19 protein-coding genes and 1 tRNA gene are annotated in these 18,928 nt (G+C 68.4%); 12 read left to right on the forward strand and 8 right to left on the reverse strand.

From position 1 onward, the window contains the following. Positions 1–21 precede the first annotated feature (21 nt). Both ACWMMN_RS03730 and ACWMMN_RS03735 read left to right on the forward strand, forming a co-directional pair. Positions 22–1,350 carry an aminotransferase class I/II-fold pyridoxal phosphate-dependent enzyme gene (locus tag ACWMMN_RS03730; RefSeq protein WP_059235946.1) on the forward strand — a complete coding sequence of 443 codons (1,329 nt, stop codon included), beginning with the start codon at positions 22–24 and terminating at the stop codon, positions 1,348–1,350. Beyond that, positions 1,347–2,021, forward strand: a complete 675-nt coding sequence (locus ACWMMN_RS03735) for a GNAT family protein (protein WP_059235944.1) — start codon at positions 1,347–1,349, stop codon at positions 2,019–2,021. The genes ACWMMN_RS03730 and ACWMMN_RS03735 overlap by 4 nt, the downstream gene beginning before the upstream one ends. A 24-nt stretch (positions 2,022–2,045) precedes the next feature. Here the strand turns inward: ACWMMN_RS03735 and ACWMMN_RS03740 are convergent, their stop codons facing one another. Both ACWMMN_RS03740 and ACWMMN_RS03745 read right to left on the reverse strand, forming a co-directional pair. Beyond that, positions 2,046–2,879 (reverse strand): class II glutamine amidotransferase, encoded by an 834-nt coding sequence (locus ACWMMN_RS03740; protein ID WP_059236892.1) that lies wholly within the window; start codon positions 2,877–2,879, stop codon positions 2,046–2,048. A 156-nt stretch (positions 2,880–3,035) separates the two neighbouring features. Next, positions 3,036–3,365, reverse strand: coding sequence for a carboxymuconolactone decarboxylase family protein (locus tag ACWMMN_RS03745; protein WP_043189451.1), 330 nt, complete (start codon positions 3,363–3,365; stop codon positions 3,036–3,038). A gap of 130 nt (positions 3,366–3,495) precedes the next feature. Between ACWMMN_RS03745 and ACWMMN_RS03750 the strand changes: the two genes are divergently transcribed. The 10 genes from ACWMMN_RS03750 (at position 3,496) to ACWMMN_RS03795 (ending at position 14,334) form a co-directional block, all read left to right on the forward strand. After that, entirely contained in the window at positions 3,496–4,443 is a 948-nt protein-coding gene (locus tag ACWMMN_RS03750) for a cupin domain-containing protein (RefSeq protein WP_059235942.1), read from the forward strand. Between the two features lie 103 nt (positions 4,444–4,546). After that, entirely contained in the window at positions 4,547–4,990 is a 444-nt protein-coding gene (gene yiaA / locus ACWMMN_RS03755; RefSeq protein WP_059235940.1) for an inner membrane protein YiaA, read from the forward strand. Positions 4,991–5,128: 138 nt separating this feature from the next. Beyond that, positions 5,129–6,193 carry a glycosyltransferase family 2 protein gene (locus ACWMMN_RS03760; protein WP_486422986.1) on the forward strand — a complete coding sequence of 355 codons (1,065 nt, stop codon included), beginning with the start codon at positions 5,129–5,131 and terminating at the stop codon, positions 6,191–6,193. Between the two features lie 66 nt (positions 6,194–6,259). Then, positions 6,260–7,276, forward strand: a complete 1,017-nt coding sequence (locus tag ACWMMN_RS03765; RefSeq protein WP_486422987.1) for a hypothetical protein — start codon at positions 6,260–6,262, stop codon at positions 7,274–7,276. Beyond that, positions 7,273–8,022, forward strand: coding sequence for a ferritin-like domain-containing protein (locus tag ACWMMN_RS03770; RefSeq protein ID WP_226196939.1), 750 nt, complete (start codon positions 7,273–7,275; stop codon positions 8,020–8,022). Before ACWMMN_RS03765 ends, ACWMMN_RS03770 begins: the two co-directional genes overlap by 4 nt. Beyond that, on the forward strand, positions 8,019–9,176 hold the full coding sequence (locus ACWMMN_RS03775) for a glycosyltransferase family protein (RefSeq protein WP_486422988.1): 1,158 nt from the start codon (positions 8,019–8,021) through the stop codon (positions 9,174–9,176). Before ACWMMN_RS03770 ends, ACWMMN_RS03775 begins: the two co-directional genes overlap by 4 nt. Positions 9,177–9,220: 44 nt before the next feature. After that, on the forward strand, positions 9,221–9,790 hold the full coding sequence (locus tag ACWMMN_RS03780) for a phosphatase PAP2 family protein (RefSeq protein WP_486422989.1): 570 nt from the start codon (positions 9,221–9,223) through the stop codon (positions 9,788–9,790). Next, entirely contained in the window at positions 9,787–10,734 is a 948-nt protein-coding gene (locus ACWMMN_RS03785; RefSeq protein WP_486422990.1) for a fatty acid desaturase family protein, read from the forward strand. The genes ACWMMN_RS03780 and ACWMMN_RS03785 overlap by 4 nt, the downstream gene beginning before the upstream one ends. Positions 10,735–10,777: 43 nt before the next feature. Then, positions 10,778–11,932, forward strand: coding sequence for a beta-propeller fold lactonase family protein (locus ACWMMN_RS03790; protein WP_174993242.1), 1,155 nt, complete (start codon positions 10,778–10,780; stop codon positions 11,930–11,932). A gap of 77 nt (positions 11,933–12,009) precedes the next feature. After that, complete coding sequence (locus tag ACWMMN_RS03795; RefSeq protein WP_486422991.1) at positions 12,010–14,334, forward strand: NHL repeat-containing protein; 2,325 nt, start codon at positions 12,010–12,012, stop codon at positions 14,332–14,334. Between the two features lie 208 nt (positions 14,335–14,542). On the opposite strand, the gene ACWMMN_RS03800 is transcribed toward ACWMMN_RS03795, so the two are convergent. From ACWMMN_RS03800 to tolR, 6 genes are all read right to left on the reverse strand, one after another. Then, positions 14,543–14,619, reverse strand: a tRNA-Lys gene (locus ACWMMN_RS03800). Between the two features lie 110 nt (positions 14,620–14,729). Next, complete coding sequence (gene ybgF / locus ACWMMN_RS03805; RefSeq protein ID WP_059235926.1) at positions 14,730–15,479, reverse strand: tol-pal system protein YbgF; 750 nt, start codon at positions 15,477–15,479, stop codon at positions 14,730–14,732. Between the two features lie 19 nt (positions 15,480–15,498). Next, positions 15,499–16,011, reverse strand: a complete 513-nt coding sequence (pal, locus tag ACWMMN_RS03810) for a peptidoglycan-associated lipoprotein Pal (RefSeq protein ID WP_011351072.1) — start codon at positions 16,009–16,011, stop codon at positions 15,499–15,501. Positions 16,012–16,028: 17 nt separating this feature from the next. Beyond that, positions 16,029–17,324 carry a Tol-Pal system beta propeller repeat protein TolB gene (gene tolB, locus ACWMMN_RS03815; RefSeq protein WP_059235924.1) on the reverse strand — a complete coding sequence of 432 codons (1,296 nt, stop codon included), beginning with the start codon at positions 17,322–17,324 and terminating at the stop codon, positions 16,029–16,031. Positions 17,325–17,432: 108 nt separating this feature from the next. Continuing rightward, on the reverse strand, positions 17,433–18,482 hold the full coding sequence (gene tolA, locus ACWMMN_RS03820) for a cell envelope integrity protein TolA (protein ID WP_059235922.1): 1,050 nt from the start codon (positions 18,480–18,482) through the stop codon (positions 17,433–17,435). Then, the gene (gene tolR / locus ACWMMN_RS03825) at positions 18,479–18,928 is read right to left on the reverse strand and encodes a protein TolR (protein ID WP_059235921.1); all 450 of its coding nucleotides are present in this window, start codon (positions 18,926–18,928) and stop codon (positions 18,479–18,481) included. The genes tolA and tolR overlap by 4 nt, the downstream gene beginning before the upstream one ends.

Here is an 18,928-nt window from a genome sequence, read left to right on the forward strand (position 1 = left end):
CGAGATACAGCGAAGGAAGCAATGGCACTGGGAGAGCATCTTCGCCAGCAACTGGCGGCGAAAGCCCTGAAACGGCAACTGGAGCGCGCGACCGATGCCGCAGCGGCGCCCGGCGTGCCCGGCACGCCGGCATCACAGACCGTGTCCGCACGCAGCCGCTTCGAATCGATGCCGCAGTATCAGCAGGTCCGGATCATGCGCGAGATGGGCGAGAAACTGCGGGTCGACTCGCCGTTTTTCCGTGTGCACGACGGCGTTGCCGGTGCGACGACGCAGATCGGCGGACGCGAATACCTGAACTTCGCGAACTACAACTACCTCGGCCTCGCCGGCGACCCGGCGGTGTCCGCGCGTGCGAAGGCCGCGATCGACCGCTACGGCACGTCGGCATCGGCGAGCCGGATGGTCGCGGGCGAACGCCCGGTGCAGCGCGACCTCGAGCGCGCGCTGGCCGCGTTCTACGAAACCGACGACTGCGTCGCGTTCGTGAGCGGCCATGCGACGAACGTGACCGTGATCGGCGCGCTGTTCGGCCCGGGCGATCTGATCGTTCACGATGCGCTCGCGCACAACAGCATCGTGCAGGGTGCGCAACTGAGCGGCGCGAAGCGGCTGAGCTTCGCGCACAACGACTGGCAGGCGCTCGACGAGCTGCTGTCGCGCGTACGCCGCGAATACCGGCACGTGCTGATCGCGATCGAGGGGCTGTACAGCATGGACGGCGATTTCCCCGACCTGCAGCGCTTCGTCGACGTGAAGACGCGCCACGGCGCGTTCCTGCTGGTCGACGAGGCCCATTCGCTCGGCGTGCTCGGCGCGACCGGCAAGGGCATCCGCGAGCATTGCGGCGTCGCGCCCGACCAGGTCGACATGTGGATGGGCACGATGAGCAAGACGCTGGCCGGCTGCGGCGGTTTCATCGCCGGCTGCCAGCCGCTCGTCGACATGCTGCGCCACCTGGCGCCGGGTTTCCTGTACAGCGTCGGGCTCGCACCGACGCTCGCCGAAGCGTCGCTGGCCGCGCTCGAACGCCTGCAGGCCGAGCCGGCGCGCGTCGCGCAACTGCAGGCGCGCGGGCGGCAGTTCCTGACCGAGGCGCGGGCCGCCGGGCTGAATACGGGCACGAGTGCCGGGTATGCGGTCGTGCCGGTGATCACCGGGAGTTCGCTGAAAGCCGCGCAGTGGGCGAATGCGATGTTCGACGAAGGGATCAACGTGCAGCCGATCTTCTATCCGGCCGTCGAGGAAAAGGCCGCGCGCCTGCGCTTCTTCATCTGCTCGACGCACGAGCCGGAGCAGATCAGCCGGACCGTTGCCGTGTTGTCGCGGCTTGCGGGACGCGCCGCATGACGCAGGCCGCCGCGTTCGCACAAGCGGTCGCGCGCACCGGCGAACCCGCACGGTTTCGCGCGGCGGATGCGGATGATGCGGCCGCGTGCGGGCCGCTCGTGTTTGTGTCCGGCGTGGGCGAATTCGGCTTCTTTCTCGGCGAGAGCGATGCGCGCTGCATCGCTTTCCTGCAACAGGCGTTCCGTTCGCGCTACGGACGCTTTTCGTGGCGCCGGCATCGCGTCGCCGTTGCCGGCGACGGCGCCGTGCTCGCGGTGATGGCGATTCACGACGGGCAGCGGACGATGTTCGACGACCTGCATGTCGTGTGGGCGCTCGCGCGCTTCTTCGGCGTGCGCCGCACCATCGGCCAGTTGCTGCGCGGGCTGATCCTCGAAACGGAGCTCCCGGCGCCGAAGCGTTCGCAGATCCTCGTCGCGCATTGCGCGACGGACGAGCGCCTGCGCGGCACGGGCGTCTTCAGCGCGCTGTTTCGCGATGCGCTGGACACCGGCGCATTGCCGGCCGACGGCAGCCGCGACGTCGTGCTCGACGTGCTGACCCGCAACGTGCGCGCCCGCACGCTGTACGAACGCCTCGGGTTCGTCGCGCTGCCACGGCCGCGCGCCCGTTCGCGCCGGCTGCCCGCCGGGCTCGATTCGATCCGGATGCGCTTGTCGCGCCACGCCTGACGGCGCGCGCGGCGCCGGCCGCCGCTACTTGTGTCGCGGTGCGAACGGCTGCTGCTGCACGTCCGCGCCGTGCGCGACGATCGCCATCCCTTCCGGTACTTCCTCCCACGCGCCGCGCAGGTCGACGAGCGGTTCGGATACGACCATGAACGCGTCGTCGCCGGCCTCGGCGATGCGCGGGTTATGCGGATACAGCTCGTGCAGGTGCTTGAACGACGTGCTGTGGAACAGCGAGCGCGATTGCCGTTCGCTCGAATAGCGCACCGCGACGATCCGTTCGCCGTCGGTCGCGCAGATCGTCATGTTGAGCGGATCGGCGACGCGATGCCGCGCGGCGGTTTCCTCGACCACGCCGACCATCCGCTCGAGCGCCGGCAGCGGCGTCTGCTCGAGGCCGTACGTCAGGGCGAGGCGGAACATCAGCTCGGAGTCGGTCGAGCCTTCGAGTGTCGGGAACAGCGCGGGATCGACCTTCAGCGTCAGGTCGCGGCGCAGCTTGTGGAAGTCGCGGATCAGCCCGTTGTGCGCGAACAGCCAGCGGCCGTGGCGGAACGGATGGCAGTTGGTTTCCTGTACGGGCGTGTCGGTCGCCGCACGAATGTGCGCGATGAACATCCGCGAGCGGATCGCACGCGCGGCTTCGCGCAGGTTGCGGTCGTTCCATGCGGGATGCACGGAGCGGTAGCGGAACGGGAGTTCGTCGGGATGGCCGTACCAGCCGATGCCGAAGCCGTCGCCGTTGGTGGTCGTGGCGCCCAGCTCCGAATGCAGGCTCTGGTCGATCAGCGAATGCTTCGCACGGAACAGCACGGTTTCCAGATGGATCGGATTACCGGTATAGGCGAGCCAGCGGCACATGGAGCGCTCCTTCGCGACGGTTCGTTCGCGCATGGTAGCCGACTTCGCGGTGCAGGCGCGCCCGGGTGAGGTGGCCGCAATCGTCAGACATGGCGGCCGGTGCGCGCGATGCGCAACGCAGCGGCGCGGCGCGCAGGCCGTGCCGCTGCCGTCGGCTCAGTCGCCGAGCGCGTCCATCACGCGCGCCGAATAGACGAGCGCCGCGCCCGCATTCAGCGCAATCGCGACGCCGAGCGCCTCCGCCACTTCCTCCTTGGTCGCACCATGCTTGGCGGCTTCGGCCGTATGCACGGCAATACAGCCGTCGCAGCGCGTCGTGACGGCCACGGCAAGCGCGATCAGCTCGCGCGTCTTCGCATCGAGATGGCCGGTCTTGGCGCCGGCGCCGGACAGCGCCTTGTAGCCGGCCAGCGTATCGGGCGACAGCTTGGCGATTTCACCGATGCGCGTCGAGAGTTCCTTCCGGTATTCGTTCCAGTTCAGCATGATGCGTCCTTTTCGAGAAGAGGTGAGGAGGGCGGCGGGCGCCGCGATCTCGGGCGATGCAGACCTATTCTGATCGCTCGCGCTGAGGGTTTCGATACGCTAGAGTGTCAATTTTTAGCGCAATCGTCTCATGGACGCGTTGAGTCAACTGCTGTCGCTGGGCCGCAGCCACGTCGAGCTCGACGTGCGCTGCCTGCTCGACGGGCCGTTCGCGATGCCGCACGACCCGCTGCCGCCCGGCGAGGCGGCGTTTCACCTGGTGCTGACCGGCACGTGCCGGCTGCGCACCGCCGACGGGCGCACGCTGCAGCTCGCCGAAGGCGATTTCGTGCTGCTGCCAGCGGGCGTTGCGCACGACCTGCTCGACACCGGGAGCGGCCGGTCGCAGCCGGCCGCGCCGCTGCGCGATTCGGGCGCCGGCGACGGCGCGGTACTGCCGGTCAAGTCGAATCTCGATCCGGCCGGGCCGGGCGGCGCGAGCGTCGACCTGCTGTGCGGGCGGTTCGTCTATGCGCGCGGCGCCGGCGAACTGCTGATGCGCACGCTGCCTCAGGTGCTGCACGTCGGATTGCGCGAAGCGTCCGGGTTCGCGCCGCTGCAGCTGCTGACGAGCGTGCTGCGTATCGAGGCATCGAATGTGCAGCCGGGTGCCGGAGCAATCGTGAACGCGCTCGGGCAGGCGCTGCTCGCATACGCGCTGCGTGCGTATGGCCGAGGCGCGCGCGTGCCGTCCGGCTGGCTCGCGCTCGCGGCCGATGCGCGGCTCGGTCCGTCGGTCCAGGCCGTGCTGCAGGCGCCGGAACAGCCGTGGACGGTCGAATCGCTCGGCGCGGCGGCGGCGATGTCGCGTGCGACCTATGCGCGGCATTTCCGCGAGAAGGCCGGGATGAGCGTCGGCGCGTTCGTCGCGCAGATCCGGATGATGCATGCGTGTGCGCTGTTGCAGGACACGCAGCGCGGGCAGGCGGAAATCGGGCAGGCGGTCGGCTATCAGTCCGAAGCCGCATTCGGCAAGGCGTTTCGCGCGGTGCTCGGCACGACGCCGGGGCGCTGGCGGCGTGCGCGGCGCGAAGCGTAAGACTGCAAGCACGGCCGTCTTGGCGCGTGCCAAAGCTGCTACCATGCGCCAAACGCAGTTCAACGATAACGATTTCGAACAAGAAGAAAGAGAGGGCAAAGCAATGAACCAGACCACCATCCAGCAGCCGTCGTTCGCGTTCGTGGCCGCATCGTGGGCCGCGCTGCTCGCCGGTTTCGCCGCATTCCTGATCGGGCTCTGGAACGCCGGCATGCAGCTCAACGAGAAGGGTTACTACTTCACCGTGCTGGTGTTCGGCCTCTATGCGGCGATCTCGCTGCAGAAGAGCGTGCGCGACCGCGCGGAAGGCATTCCCGTCACCGGCATCTATTACGGCCTCAGCTGGATCGCGCTGCTGCTGTCGATCGCGCTGCTGGTCGTCGGCCTCTTCAACGCGACGCTGCAACTGAGCGAAAAGGGCTTTTACGCGATGTCGTTCGTGCTCGCGCTGTTCGGCTCGGTGGCCGTGCAGAAGAACACGCGCGATCTGCAGAACGCGAAGCCGCGCTTCACCGACGCCGATTCCGCGCCGTCCGTTCAGGAGTGACGGCACGCGCAACGGGCGCCCGCCGCGGCCGCCTGTTGCGCCATGACGCGTGCGGTGCCCCGCACTCGCCGGCGCGCCGCAGCCCACCGTCCTTTCGTTTCATCCATGCCGTCGCGCATGACGATGGAGATATTCCGGATGCCGAACTTCAATGAACCCGCACCGCGCACGCGCGCGGCCGCCCGCGCCGTGGCGGCGCATGCGGCGCTCGTGCTCGAGACGAACAACCTGCGCGGCGGCGCGGGCCTCGTGCAGGCCGTCGACAGCCTGAAGCGCCTCGTGTCGGCGCTGTCGAAGCAGACCGTGCCGCCGGCGGCGCTTGCGCAATGGATCATCACGCACGACGGGCTGCCGGCCGATGCCTGCGCGGACATCGCCGCACTGGCCGGCCGCCCGATCGACTTCGTCGAGATCGGCGCGAGCACCGGTTACTACGATGCGAAGAACGACGGCTTCGATCGCGTCGACGCTTCGCGCTGCGACGTCGTCGTATTCGGCGATGCCGATTGCCGGCCGGCCGACGACTGGCTCGAACACCTGCTGGCGCCGTTCGCACGCGACACGGGTGACGCGCCCGTCGCGGTGGCGGGGCGGACCAGTTATGCACCCAACGTGCTCGGCATCGCGCTGACGTCGATCGATTTCATGTACTTCCCGAGCCCGCTGCGCGACGGTGCCACGCGCAATTTCTACGCGAACAACGTCGCGTTCCGGCGCGACGTGTTTGCGCGATTCCGCTACGAGCCGCTCGACGGCGTCTATCGCGCGCATTGCCAGGTGATGGGGCTGCGGATGCAGGCGGCCGGCGTGGCCGTCGAGTTCGCGCCGACCGCGCACACCGAGCATCGGCTGCCGGACACGCATCGCGAATCGCTGAAGCTGCGCTGGATGCGCGGCGAAGACAGCGTCGGGCTGACTCCGTACCTCGTGAATGCTTATCTGCCGCGCCAATGGCAGTGGCTCGGCCGCAGCGGCCCGCTCGGCCCGTTCTGCGTGATGGCGATGCGGCTCGGCTACAGCCTGCGCGCGCTCAATCGCCAGCAGTTGCCGCAACTGGGCGCGATCCGCTATCTCGCGGCCGTCGGCGTCACGATCGCCGCATCCGCCGTCGATACGCTCGGCGCGCTGGCGCGCGGCTTCGGGCTCGCGGGACGTGCGTCGGCCCGGCGCGATCTCGACGCGTTGTCCTATCACCGCCACTGAAGCGACGCCGCCCCTCGCGGCGGCGCCACGCGACTTCGACATCCCGACTCCCTTCCGACGACGACCATGCCCTCACGCGCCACCCGTATCGCCAGCCTCGCCCTGTTTGCCGCCAGCGCCGGCGCCCATGCCGCGCCGGTCGATCATGCGGGGCGCGGGATCTACCACTTCGCGTCGCAGAGCGGCTGCCCGTTCGCGACCGCGGCCGCGGCGGACTGCAATCGCGTCGCGCTCGATGCGCCCGACGTTCACGCGAGCATCGATACCGGTGCGCACACGATCGTTTTCTCGAGCGATGCGGCGCGCCGCACGAAGGACGTGCTCGGCGACGTGCTGCTGCAAGGCACGGGTGTCGATGCCGACGGCCGGCGCGTGCCGTTGAGCGTGCACGTGCTGCTGCGTCGCGACGGCGCGAAATGGGACCGCGACGTGTACGTCCATGCGCCCGTGCACGGCAAGTTCACCGATGTACGGATCGATCCGTACCGCGTGCGCGTGAAGGACGGTGACGGCGAGCGCGACGTGCTCGCGCCGGACGAAACGCTTGCGCTGTTCGCGCATCCGTCGCTTGCGTCGCGGCTTGCGCGGCATCTCGTGAAGGTGAGCGCGACCGATCCGAAGCAGCCGTCCGCGAACGACATCACGATCGCACTCGGTGTCGGCGGCCTGACGAAGCCGGTCGCACGCGCGAGCTTCACGTCGAACGCGCCGCACGATGCCGACGTCGATCGCGCGCTCGCGTCCGGCACGTGGTCGGTCCGCTTCGATGCGCTGAGCAATCACATCCCGGTGTGGGTTGCGCAGCGCGAGCTGTTCCTGTTCGGCCTCGACGGCAGCGCACTCCTGAAGGACGTGCGCGAGCGCGGCTTCCGGAAGAACGACCGGATCGAATTCGGCGCGCGCGACGGCAACGGCTATCTGCGCGTGAATGGCCGAGAGGAAGCATTCGCGGGCGCGGCCGCCTCCGCGCATGCATTCATGCAGGAAAGCTTCGTCGGCCTGATCCTCGGCTGGCGTCGCGATCCGGCGGCCGCAGCGGCAGCCGCGGCGAAGTCTGCATCCGCGCGGAACGAGCCGGCATGACCGCGACAGGCGAATTGCCCGCAGCGTCGCAGGCGCCGCACGGCGAGCGCCTCGGCTGTCTCGACGCGCCGGTGCCGCGCGGCGCGGCGCGGGTGCGCGCGTATCTCGTCGATCGCATCAAGCGGGCGGCGATCCGGCAACTTCATCGCAGCACGCATGGCGAGCGCTGGATGCTGCGCATGTACCTGATCGGCGAAGAAGCGACTGAGTGCGCGTTGCACGACGACTGGACCGGACAGCCGCCGGACTGGCTCGCGCCACGCATCGAGCAGCATCTCGCGGACGAGCGCCGTCACGCGGCGGCGTTTGCCGATGCGCTGCGCCAACGCGGTGTCGAGGCTCCGGCCGGCCCGCACGAACCCGACTGGCTGAGCCGGCGCAAGATCATGCGATGGCGCCGGCTCGCGCAGCGCTACGCGCCGCATTTCGCGCAAGGTGTGCTCGTGCCGGCGTATGCGACCGGACTGTGCGCGGAACAGATGGCGATGCGCGTGCTCGCGCGCCACTGCGCGACGATCGGCGACGCGCATCCGCTGTATCCGTTGCTCGCGCGCGTACTCGCCGACGAGACGCGCCACGTCCGGCTCTGCTCGGACACGCTGCGCCGTCTCGTCGAGCCGTCCGAGGCCGCCTCGCTCGCCGCGTTGCTGGGCGAGATCCGCGCGATCGACGCCGGTTTCGGCGTGACGGGCGCGCTGGCGATGTATGCGGCCGGCTGGGCGCAGTCGCTGCGTCCGCGCACATGATGCCGCGCATCGTCTATCTCGCGACGGCCGACGCGCGCGGCCACCTGATGCGTGCGCAACTGCTCGTGCATGCGTTGCGTGCGGCCGGCGCGCAGGTCGACGTGCTGACGACGTCGGATGCCGGTCGGGCATTCCTGGCCGCGTTCGACCTTGACGCGGCCGTGCTGTCCCGGCACTACGCGGTGCAGTTCGACGAGCGGCAGAACATGCTGCGCGACGCGACCGATCGCAATGTCGCGCACTACGTGTTCAGGCCGACGCGCATGCTGCGCGACATCGTGCGGCTGCGTGCGATCGTGCGCGATGCGGATCTCGTGATCAACGACTCGTTTCATCCGGCGCTGCTGTTCATGGGCGCGGTGCCGGGCTGGCGGCGTCGCGTCGTCCACGTGTATGGCGGCAGCCTGCGCCGCGCGTTGACCGCGAATTTCGATGCTCGGCTGCCGCGCGTGCTGGCGCGCGCGTTCGCGCGAATCGTCGACTGGCAGATCGATTCGGCGCTGGGCTGTATCGAGCACGATTTCGCGTACGACGACGCCGACGATGCGCAGCGATCGCGTCTGCACTGCCGGTTGCCGACGCCGGTGCCGGTCGTCGCCGAGTTGCCGCTGCCGGAACCGGCTGCCGCGGCCGTTTATCTGAATCCGCACTTCCGTGACGTCGCGCTTGCCGATGCGTTGTCGGCCGGCATGCACGACGCGGGGCTCGCCGCGCACCGTGTGGGCGAGGGCTATGCAGGGCACGACGGCTGGACCGGCGTCGACGCCGACTGGCCGACGCGCGCCGCGCATGCGCCGCTGATCGTGTCGGCGCCCGGCATGGCCGCGCTGTCGATCGCGCGCGTGTATCGCCGGCCGATCCTGCTCGTGCAGACCGATCAACCCGAACAGGCGAGCAATGCCGCGCGTGCGGCGCAGCTGCAACTCGCGCATCGCGTCGTCACCTGGCGCGGCGATGCGGCGGCATTTCGGCAAGCGGTCGGACAGGCCGCAAGCGAGCTGATGCGCGATCCCGGTAGTCCGGCCGGCACGCTCGCGGGCCGCGAGCATGCGCGTGCGCGGGTGGATGCGTGGACGTCGCGCATCCTCGCGTTGCGTCCGCATGCGCGGGCGGCGGACGCGGGACCCCGATGCGAGGCGCCGGCGCCGCGATGAATACAGGGTTGCTTCGTGACGATCGCCGGCCCGATGTCCGGCAGATGCTGGCCACGATGGCCGGCATGGCAGCGGGCCTCGCGATCTTCTTTTTGCTGGAGCGCGGCGTCATGCCCCGCTATGTGCTGGCCACGGCGCTCGATGTGCGGATTCCGTTCATCGCGTGGTCGTGGTTCGTCTACGTCGCGTTCTTTCCGTTCGTGATCGTGCTTGCCGCGTATGCGCGCCCGTCTGCCTTCGCCGCGTTCAAGGAGGCCGTGCTGATCGCGTTCGTGCTCGGTGTCGTCTGCTTCCTGCTGGTGCCGGAAGCCGTGCCGCGGCCCGACGTCGCGGAGATCGGCAATGCGTTCGTGCGCCATCGCGTCGCGCGCATGTGGCAGCTCGATCTCGCGGCCAACGGGTTCCCGAGCCTGCATGTCGCGGTGACGTGTCTTGCGTGCCGGATGCTGACGGACCGGCGCCGGATCGTTGCGGCGTCGATCGGGCTGCTGATCTGCGTATCGACGCTGACGCTCAAGCAGCATACGGTGGCCGACGTGCTGGGCGGCGTCGCGCTCGCGATGATCAGCGCGCTGTGGGTCGGGCGGCGTGCGTGGCGCAGGAGGCTCGCATGACGGATACGCGTGTGCGCCCCGCCGGACCGGATACCGGGCTTGCGCGGTTCGTGCCCGATCCCGCGCTGTTTCGCGTGAACGCGTTGCGTGTCGGCGTGGCGCTGGCGGGCGACTGGCTGATGATTGCCGCTGCGTTCGCGGTTGCGATCGCGTTGCCGCATCCGTTCGTATACGCGTGCGCCGCGATCGTGATCGCGCGCAGCCAGCTAGCGCTCGCGGTCATGATGCATGAAGGCGCGCACGGGTTGCTCGCGCGGAACCCGCGCGTCAACGACGTGCTGGGGCAACTGGTTGCGGCCGGCCCGCTATGGCTGTCGCTGCGCACGTATCGAGCAGGTCATCTGAAGCATCATCGCGCGCCGATGCAGGCGGACGATCCCGTCGCGCTGCTGTTCGGCGTGCACGACTATCCGGTGACGCGCGTTCGGCTGATCGGCCGCCTGCTCGCGTATGCGTGCGGGATCGGTTACGTGACGAGCGTCGTGAAGCTCGCGCGCGGCGCATTCGCGCATGCGTTGCCGAAGGTCGAAAAATCACGCGCGTATGCGGCGTGGGAGATCGCTTCGATGCTGGCCGGCAACGGCGTGCTGTTCGGCGCGCTCGCGCTGGCCGGCCATCCGCTGCTGTACGTCGCGCTGTGGATCGTGCCGTCCGTCACGCTGTTGCCGCTCGCCGGGCAGGTGCGCGCGATCTTCGAGCACGCGGGGTTGCCGGCGTGCGCGGACCAGAGCCGCAACGCGCGCACGATCGTCCGGCGTTCGTGGCAGACGTTCCTGTTCGGCCCGCACGCGATTCATTTCCATATCGAACATCATCTGTTCACGCGGATGCCGTTCCACAACCTGCCGGTCGTGCACCGGCAGCTTGCGCAGCTGCAGTTGCTGCCCGACGGCAACCTGTACGCCGGGTACGGTGCGGTGCTGCGGGACGTGAGCGTGCGCTGACGCAGCGTTCGATGCCGCGTGACCATTTTCCGGGAGTAAAAGAGTGAGAGTCGATTTCAAGCTGCGAGTGCTGCACCGGGCCGTGCTTTCCGTGGCGCTTGCGATGCTGGCGGCCGGCGCGTGCGCGCAGACGGAGCTTGCCGCGACGACGTCCGCGACGCCCCCTGCGCCGGCCGTCATTGCGGTCGGTAACGGGCCGGCCGGCATGGCGTTCGGGCCGGACGGCAAGCGCCTGTACGTCACCAGTAACAGCGACAACACCGTCGCAGTGATCGATGTGGCGGTCGGGCAGCGCATGCGCGACCTCGGCGAGCGACCGGCCAAGGCGGTGAAGGATGGTTGCCCCGACAATTTCTGCCGCGGGATGGGGGCGACGGGCATCGCGATCGCGGCCGACGAGCGCCATGCATATGTCAGTTCGATGCGTCCCGATTCGCTCGCGAAGCTCGACCTCGACAGCGGGCATGTCGACGGCGTCGCGAAGGTGCAGCGCTTCCCGCAGGCGGTCGCGATATCGCCGGATGGCGCGCGCGCGTACGTGCTGAACGTGGTCGCCAACTCGGTATCCGTCGTCGATCTCGCGACGTTCCGCTCCCTCGGCAAGCCGATCGCGCTGAGCGGCGGGAACGCCGGCAACCAGCCGTTCGGACGGCCTGCCGCGCTCGCGCTGTCGGCGGACGGACGGCGCCTGTTCGTCACGAACGGCGTGGCGGGCGCCATCGACGCATTCGATACGCAGACGCGCGCGCAGGTCGGCACGATCGCCGATGCGGACGCGTTCGACGTGGCGGTCGAACCGGGTTCCGGCGACCTGGTCGCGCTGTTTCGCGACGGCATCGCGGCCTACGACGCGAACACGCTGAAGCCGCGCCAGGCCGCCCAGTATTGCCGCGCGCTGACGAGCTACCAATTCGCGTTCAGCCCGGACGGTCGCCTGATCGCGTTCAGCCTGCCGCAGGAGAACACGGTGCTGGTCGCCGATCGTGCCACGGGCATGTTGCGCGCCGCCTACCGCACCGGCGAATGGCCGCTTGCGCTGGCGTTCAATCCGGACGGCAGCCGGCTCGCAGTGCTCAATGCGAGCCAGGCCGGCAGCGTGTCGCTGTTCGATGTACGCGATCCGGGGCGGCTGGCCGACTATGTGGCCGCCAGCGGCGAGCTGTTCTGCCGGCCGGCCGCGCAGGCCGCGGCGCAATGAATGACAGGAACCGGCCGGCTTGCCCGCGCAATGCGCGGGCCGGCAGTCGGCGCGAATGGAATGGCAAGGAGACGAAGATGATCCGGAATGCAAACGGGTTCGGTGTGCGCATCGCGACCTGCGCGGCCGTGGCCGTGCTGCTGAGCGCGTGCAGCAACTTTCCGCTGGCAGGCGGGCCGTCGCTCGAGTGGGTGGCCGGCACGCCCGGCTCGGAAGGCAATCTCGACGGTGCCGGTACGGCGGCCCGCTTCGCCGGCGACCTGCGGCTGCATGCCGACCGGGACGGCGGCGTGCTCGTGGTGGACCGGTACGCGTCGACCGTGCGGCATATCGATGCGCAGGGCCATGTGACGACGCTGGCCGGCCGCAGCGGTGTGCGCGCGTATCTGGATGGCGCGTCTGCCGCCGCGCGGTTCGACCAGCCGGGCGATGCCGTGCGCGCGCCGGACGGCACCGTCTACGTGGCTGACGCCGGCAACGCGCTGGTGCGCGCGATCCGGCCGGACGGCACCGTTGCCACGATCGCCGGCGTGCCGGGCAAGCCGGGCGATGCCGACGGCCCGCGCGGGATCGGCCAGCTCGATCAACCGGACGCCATCGCGCTGGACGGGCAGGGCCGGCTCTGGACGCGCGAACGCTATTCGGGCCATGTGCGCATCGTCGGCGCCGACGGCTCGGTGACGACGTGGAAGCAGCCCGACGGCGATTGCACGCCGTCCGGGATCCGCGCGATTGCGGCGAGCCCGGACGGGGCGATCTGGGTCACCGACGGCAAGACGTTCGGCCGCGTGACGCCGAACGGCTACACGCCGTTGTCGTCGTGCAAGACGGCCGACGCGCCGGACGATGTCACGGCGGCGGCCGCGTCGGCGCGTGTGCCGCCGGAGCCGGGGCCGGTCGCGGCACTGGCCGGAAGCGTGCCGTTCATCGGCATGGCACCGGTGAGCGAGAATGACAAGCCGGCCGACGCAAGCGATGCGCGCGACGATCCCGGCTACATCGCGCTTGCGTTCGATGGCGCGGGACAGATGATTGCGGCCACGGCGCGGTCGATCGCGGTGATCGGTGCCGACGGCAAGCCGGGCGCGACCGTGCGCATCGCACAGCCGGCGTTGCAGCGCGGGCGCTCGGACGATCGCGACCTGATGTCGCTGGCAATCGACGGATCGGGCCGCAGGCTGGTGGCGACGGGCAGCGGCCAGGTCGTGCTGCAGGCGGCGCCGGACGGCCGCCTGCTTGCCTACGCGGGCGTGAGCAACCGCAGCGATGCGCGGCTGGTGACCGATGCGGCCGACGCGAAGATCGCGCGGTTGCCGGGATCGGTCGACGACGATTTCGCGGTGGCCGCCGATGGCACGATCTACTACGTCGACCGGCTGGACGATGCGATCTACCGGATCGCGCCGGACGGCAAGAGCGAGCTGTGGGCCGGTGCGCCGGACGACAAGGGGCGCAACGACGGGCCGCGCTTGAAGGCGCGTTTCCGCTATCCGTCCGGGCTCGCGCTGGACGCGTCGGGCAACCTCTATGTCGCCGACAGCGGCAACGCGCGGATCCGTCGTATCGACCCGCAGGGCAACGTGCAGACGGTGAGCGGCAAGGCCAGCGACGAGACGCGGGTCGACGGCCCGTTTGCGCAGGCGACGTTCTGGCGGCCGCGCTATCTGCGTTTCGATCGCGATGGCCGCCTGTACGTGCTGGACGACAGCCCGTACGTGGCGGGCCGCGGTGCGAGCATCCGCCGGCTCGATTTCTCGACGGGGACGGTCGCGACGGTCGCACGCGAGGCGCAGCAATACAAGATTCCGCGCGAGGACGTCGAACGCTTCGTCACGAGCAGGCGGATGCCGGGCAGCTACGAGGATCTGGCGGTCGGCCCGCAAGGACAACTCTACGTGTTGAGTCGCGACGTGATCTGGCAGATCGACCCGGCGACCGGCGCGCACCGCATCCATTTCCTGCCCGGACCGTGGCCGGCCGCGGAGCACGCGTACTACGGCGCGCTGGCGAACGCGAAGTCGCGCGACGAGGAAGACCGGCTGACGAACAACCTGATCAGTTGCGACTGGACGTGGTGCATGCCCGACCGGATCGCGGCCGATGCGAGCGGCAACGTGTATGTGAGCGACCGCGGAAACCATACCGTCCTGCGGATCGATGCGAAGGGCGATGCGGCGGTGATCGCCGGGCAGCTCGGGTTACGCGGCAATCGGCCGGGTACGTTGCCGGGGGCGCTGAATCGTCCGGCGGGGATGGTCACCACGCCGAACGGCGATCTGTTCGTCGAGGTCGGTGACGAGGGGATCGTGCGATTGCGCGCACCGGGTGCGGCAGCGGCGCAGGTGCCGGTTGCGGCGGCGACGCCGGAGAAGGCCGTGGAGGCGAGCGCGCGACAGCCGTGACGGACGAAGCAAGCGACGCCTGCAGGCAGCGGTTGCGCTGCGCCGGCGAGCGTCGCTGTCCTGGCAGACCGGCGCATGACGTCGAACGGTGCGCGGTGCGCTTTCAACGGAGCGCCCAACGCATTGAGGGAAGGGACGTGTTGTTCGGCAAGGCGACAGACGCAAAAAAGCCTCCGCGAGGGAGGCTTATTGCACTATCGAAGATAGTTGGTAGGGTGGGAGGGACTCGAACCCTCGACTCTCTGATTAAAAGTCAGATACTCTAACCAACTGAGTTACCACCCCACGTTCTTGAAACCTGTTTTGGTTCGTTGCTTCAACAACTTGGCAAGCGACCCAAAGAGCAAAAGATTATAGCGGCGGGTTGTGAGCCTGTCAACAACCCGTCACGATAATTATTTGATCGTCTCGAGCTTGCCCTGCGCCGTCTGTGCCGCGTTCGAACCGGCGTACTGCGACACGACCTGCTCGAACGTCTTCTTCGCGGCCGCCTTCTGGCCTTGTTCGAGCTGGTTCGTCCCGATCGCCACGAGGGCATCGGCCGCACGCGGGTGCTGCGGGAACTTGCTGACGATCCCCTGCCACGTCGCGGTCGACCCGCGGTAGTCGCGCAGCGCGTATTGCGCGTTGCCGTACCAGTACTGCGCGGTCGGCTGATAGGGGCTCTGCGGATACTTCGCGATGAACGCGCGGAACGAAGCCGCGGCCGCCTTGAAGTTGCCGTTGCGGAACTGCTGTTGCGCCGCATTGAGCGCATCCGTTTCACCCGGCTGCACGGTGCCTTCGACACCATCGATCGTCGCCTGCTGCGGCTCGAACTTCTTGAGCCGCGTGTCGAGATCCTGGTAGTACTCCTTCTGCTGCCGCTCGAGCGTCGTCAGCCGGTTCGTCAGATCCTCGTTCTCGCCGCGCAGCGTCGCGACCTGCTGGTTCAGCTGGTCGAGACGGCCGGATTGATCGAGGATCGTACGCTGGGCGGCGGACAACTGGCTCGACAGGTTGTCGGTTTTGCTGCGCAGATCGAGCACGGCGCGGCGCGCTTCGTTGTCGTCGAACACGCCGGCGTGCGCCGGCGCGGCCGACCACGCCGCGCCGGCGACGCAGAGAGCTGCGGCTGCACGCAGCCAGGTTACACGGTGCGTCATACGGCGATTCTTCCGTTACTTACTGTTGGTAGACGAGGTCGGCGCGACGGTTCTGCGCCCACGATGCTTCGTCGTGACCTGCTGCCTGCGGCTTTTCCTTGCCGAGGCTCACGGCTTCCATCTGCGAATCGTTCACGCCGAGCAGTGCCATCGCACGGCGCACGGCTTCCGCACGCTTCTGGCCCAGCGCGAGGTTGTACTCGCTCGTGCCGCGTTCGTCGGTGTTGCCCTGGATCAGCACGTGGCGCTGCGGGTGGCTCTTCAGGTACTGAGCGTGCTGCTGCATCAGCGGCTGGTACTCGTCCTTCACCGAATAGCTGTCGAAGTCGAAGTAGATGCTGCGCTTCGCGAGCGGGCTGTTCGGGTCGTTCAGCGGATCGACGTTCACTTGCGCGACGTTGTCGGCGCTCGGTTGCGTGCTGACTGCACCCGCGTTGTTCGCCTTGTCGTCGAGCTTCACGCCCGACTTACATGCGGCGAGCGCGCTGATCATCATCACGGCCAGGGCCAGACGAGCTTTATTCGACATCATGGTTACTCTCCTTGTGGTCATTGCATGAAGGGCCCCCACGACGGCTCGCGAACGGAACCGCCCTGGACGGACAGGATTTGCGGCGGCGCGCTGCCGTCGGAGGGCACTGCAGCCAGAACGTTGCGACCACCCGACTGGGTAGCGTACAGAAGATACTGGCCGTTTGCCGCGAAGCTCGGCGATTCGTCGCGATTGGTATTCGTGATGGCGTTCGCCGCGCCGGATTGCAGATCCTGAACGTACAGCTTGAAGCCCCCACCCGTGCGGGAGATGTAAGCGAGCAGCTTGCCGTCCGGGCTCACGCGCGGGCTCGTGTTGTAGCTGCCGGTGAACGTCACGCGTTGTGCCGCACCGGCGCTTTCACCCTGTGCGGGCATCCGGTAGATTTGCGGCGCACCGCCGCGATCGCTCGTGAAGTAGATCCAGCGGCCGTCCGGCGAGTAGTACGGCTCGGTATCGATCGAGCTGCTCTGCGTGAGACGACGCAGGCCGCCGCCGTTCGCGTTGACCGTATAGATTTGCGTATTGCCCGTCAGCGACAGCGCGACGGCGAGCGTGTTGCTGTCCGGCGACCAGGCCGGTGCGCTGTTGTTGCCCTTCTGGTCGGAGACCATGAAGCGGTGGCCGGTCGGCAGGTCATGGATGTAGACGATCGGCTTCTTGCGCTCGAACGACACATACGCGACCTTCGTTCCGTTCGGCGACCACGACGGCGAGATGATCGGTTCGGTGCTCGACAGCGCGATGCGCGCGTTCTGGCCGTCCGAATCCGAAATCTGCAGCTGGTAGCGGTTGCCGGTCTTGATCACGTACGACAGGCGCGTGGCGAACACGCCGCGCACGCCGAGCAGCTTCTGGTAGATGTAGTCGGCGATCTTGTGGCCGGCCGTGCGCAGCGTGCTGTCGGTGGCCGTCAGCGACAGGCCGCCGAGGCTTTGCTGCTTCACGGTGTCGTACAGGATGAAATTGACCTTGTACTGGCCGTTCGCCTCGCGGTTCACGCTGCCGGCGACGAACGCATTCGCGCCCTTGGCCTTCCATGCGCCGAGGTCGACCGAGGCGGTCTCGGGCACGGGCGTGCTGCCTGCGTCGATGTTGGTGAATTTGCCGCTGCGGGCGAGGTCGGCACGGACGATCGACGTGACCTGCTGCGGCAGGTTCGCCTCGTTCGTGAAATTCGCCGTGGCGATGGGGAACTGGGTCGACCCGACACCGGTGATCAGCACGTTGACCTGGGCGTTAGCGGCGCTGCCCGCCGTAATCAGACACGAGGCCACGAGTGCCCTGAAACCTAGTTTTGTCATCAAACTCATGCTTCTTGCTTCCCGTATGACTTGATCGCTGCGCAACCGCAGAGACAGTAAAAATACCCGATTCGTTCCCGTCTGACAGCGACGCCCGGAGTGTAAGCGCATTTCCTTTCACTCCGCCGCCTTGAAGGTAATCGTAATGTCCGACGGGGTACGACCGTTAGAATCGGGCGGCAACGGGACCGATGCGTGGATCGCATTGACCACGGCTTGATCCCACCCCGAATTCCCGCTGGAGCGGGAGACCGATGCGCTCAATACGTCACCGGACGGCGTGCACCGAATCTTGACGACGGTGGTCAGGCCTGCTCGCTCGCCGCCCCAAACGATGTTCGGTTTGACGCGGCGGCGCACCTTGTCGGCATAGCCGGGCGTCGCGGCATTGCCGCCGGAGCCCGTGCCGGTGCCGCTTTTCGCGAGGCCTTCGCCGCCGCCTTCACCGGCGCCGGACAGGCCCTGCATCTGTGCGAGACGCGCGTTGCGCTCGCGGTCGAGCTTCGCGTTCGCAGCCGCACTGGCCTTCGCGTGCGCGGCGGCGTCGGCCTTCGCCTTGGCCTGGGCTTCCGCCTTTGCCTTCGCGGCCGCGTCGGCCTTGGCCTTCGCCGCCTGCTGCGCTTCGAGCTGCGCCTGCTTCTGCTGCTGGAGTTTCTGCTGTTCGAGCTTTTGTTGCTCGGCGAGCTGCTGTTGCTTGAGCTTGTCGGCCTGCTTCTGCTTGTCGCGTTCCGCGGCTTTCTGCGCGGCGAGTGCGGCGGCCTGCTGTGCCGCGAGCTGCGCGCGCCGGGCTTCGTCTTCCTGCTGAGCTTTCAACTGTTGCGCGCGGCGCTGCTGATCGAGCAGCGCCTCGCGCGCGGCTGCTTCCTGCTGCCGCTTCTTCTGCTGCAGTGCGATGTCGGCCTGTTCGTCGCGCACCGGGGGAGGGGGCGGCGCGACCTTCGCGGGCGGCGTCACGACGGGCCGCGGCGCGGCGACGTCGGGCACCTCGGTCCACAGCTCGGCTTCTGCGCCGGCCGGCGTGCTGTTCTGCCACTGCACGCCATGATAGAGGAACAGGGCGAGCAGCACGTGCATCAGCGCGGCGAGCGCGAATGCGCGCCAGGTGCCGCGCTCGCGGGGAGGCTGAGGCGGGTAGGCGGAGCTGCGCGTGGATTGCTGCCGGTTCATTGCGATTTGACGAGGAGACCGACGCGCTTGACGCCACGCGCCTTCAGATCGGACATTACGGTCATGACGGCATCGTACTGCACGGTCTTGTCGGCTGCGATCACGACCGGCTGGTCAGGGTGATCGGCCTGACGGGCCGAGATGAAGCCGTCGAGCTCGGCCTTCGTCATCGTGTCTTCCTGGGTCGCGCCCGAGTCGCTCTTGTACTTGACGCTCATCGTGCGGTCGGCCTTGATGTTGACGACGACGGGCGGCGTCTGCTCCTGCGGCGCGGCATTGCCGACGGTCGGCAGGTTGATGATCGACGGGGCGACGAGCGGTGCGGTGACCATGAAGATCACGAGCAGCACCAGCATCACGTCGATGTACGGCACGACGTTGATGTCGGCCATTGCACGGCGCGAGCGGCCGCCGCGCATGCTGGATCGGATGGGGCTTCCTGCCAT

The sequence above is a fragment of the Burkholderia cepacia complex sp. TUM26381 genome (assembly GCF_057439935.1).